Source organism: Flavihumibacter sp. (genome assembly GCF_036676075.1).
Classification (GTDB): domain Bacteria; phylum Bacteroidota; class Bacteroidia; order Chitinophagales; family Chitinophagaceae; genus Flavihumibacter.
The window spans coordinates 1-1,875 of record NZ_JAKFDQ010000015.1; the positions used below are offsets into that span (position 1 = coordinate 1).

Sequence of the window (1,875 nt, forward strand, 5' to 3'; positions counted from 1 at the left end):
AAACGTATTTCAGTTTATATAAGTTCTCTTCTGTTGGGGGTAGTACTTTTAACAAGCTGCCACAAACAACTCGACAGAAACCCACCCAACTCATTGCCTTCGGGAAATACCTATAGTTCAGAAGCAGGTTATCTGCAGGTACTTGCCAAAGTGTATGGAAGCATGGCCCTAACAGGTAACCAGGGACCTGCCGGTAATGGTGATGTAGCCGGGATCGATGAAGGTACTTCTGATTTTCTACGCTTATTCTGGAAAGCACAGGAGTTAAGTACTGATGAAGCTGTTGTTGCATGGAACGATCCAGGCATCCAGGATTTTCATAACATGAATTGGAGTTCCAGTAATCCAATGACAAAGGGATTGTATTACCGTTGCACTTACATCATTACACTTTGTAACGAGTTTATACGTGAAAGTGATCCTTCAAAGTTGGGGGGCCGTGGAATAACTGGCGCATCGGCTGAAAACATTAAACGTATGCGTGCGGAAACAAGATTTGTGCGAGCCTTTGCTTATTGGGTATTGCTCGACTTATATGGCAATCCGGGTTTTACTACGGAAAATGACCCAATTGGTAAGTTTAATCCAGAGCAAACAGACAGGGCGAAATTATTTACTTATATAGAAGGTGAATTGAAAGCGATAGAGGCTGATTTAGCAAATGCCCGGACCGCTGATTATGGTCGAGTAGATAAAGCTTCTGCCTGGTCTTTGCTTGCACGCTTGTATCTCAATGCAAAAGTTTATATTAATACAGAAAAGTATACTGAGGCTATTACTTATTCAAAGCGTGTAATTGATGCAGGATATGGTTTATTGAGTGACTACCGCTGGCTGGGTCTTGCCGATAATAATTTGAGTAATCCTGAATTTATCTGGACGCTTAATTATGATGGAATAAGATCAAAAAACTATGGTGGCACTACTTTCCTTGTGAACGCTTCTGTAGGTGGCGATATGGATAAAAATGTTTCGGGCCTCGGCGCTTGGGGTGGCATACGCACAACCCGCAATATTCCTGACCTGTTCCCTGATGTAAATGGTAGTGGAGATAAACGTGCACAATTTTCAACAGGCACACAAAAAATCGATATCAATAATATTTCGGAGTTTAAAGATGGACTCGCAATTATTAAGTATCGCAACAAAACCCGTAGTGGAGCGTTCGGCCAGGATCCGGAGAAAACTTTTTCTGATATTGATTTTCCAATTTTCCGTTTAGCTGAAATGTATCTGATATATGCCGAAGCGGTAAAACGTGGCGGCACCGGTGGTTCTGATGCGCAGGCATTGATCTATCTGAATGCCTTGCGTTCACGTGCACAGGTTACAGCGGCTCCTTTAGGTTTTTATACTCTTGACTATATCATAGATGAACGTGCAAGAGAATTGCATTGGGAAGGTTTCCGGAGAACTGACCTTATCCGTTTCAACCGTTTTGTTGAAGGTACTTACTTGTGGCCATGGAAAGGTGGTGTAAAAAGTGGTACCGGCGTTTCAGATATTAGAAAACTTTATCCCATTCCTGATTCTGAAATCGCAGCAAACCCTAACCTGACACAGAATTCAGGTTATTAATCACATTAAAAGAACGAAACATGAAATCATACATCAACCGTTTTTCGCTCTTTGCAGTCATCCTGTTTTTGTTTGCCTGCGAAAAAGCTGAAAACAAGATCAATTTCAAAGAGGGAACAAACCCTGTGTTAACAGCTAATACAAATGCTGTTACACTTCAGCCGGGCAGTGAGGCCAATACAGCTATTCGTTTAAGCTGGACAAATCCTAATTACAGTTTTACAACAGGCATCAGCTCACACGATGTGAAATACACATTGGAATTGGACACACTTGGTGCCAATTTTGGTAGTGCAA

At 41.8% G+C, this 1,875-nt stretch carries 2 protein-coding genes; both read left to right on the forward strand.

All coding sequences use genetic code 11. The annotated features are described in order from the left end of the window. A partial coding sequence (locus V6M43_RS14745) for a RagB/SusD family nutrient uptake outer membrane protein (RefSeq protein ID WP_332736540.1) occupies positions 1-1,578 on the forward strand: 1,578 nt, incomplete at its 5' end. A gap of 20 nt (positions 1,579-1,598) precedes the next feature. Further along, the coding region (locus tag V6M43_RS14750) for a SusE domain-containing protein (protein ID WP_332736542.1) at positions 1,599-1,875 on the forward strand (277 nt) is incomplete at its 3' end.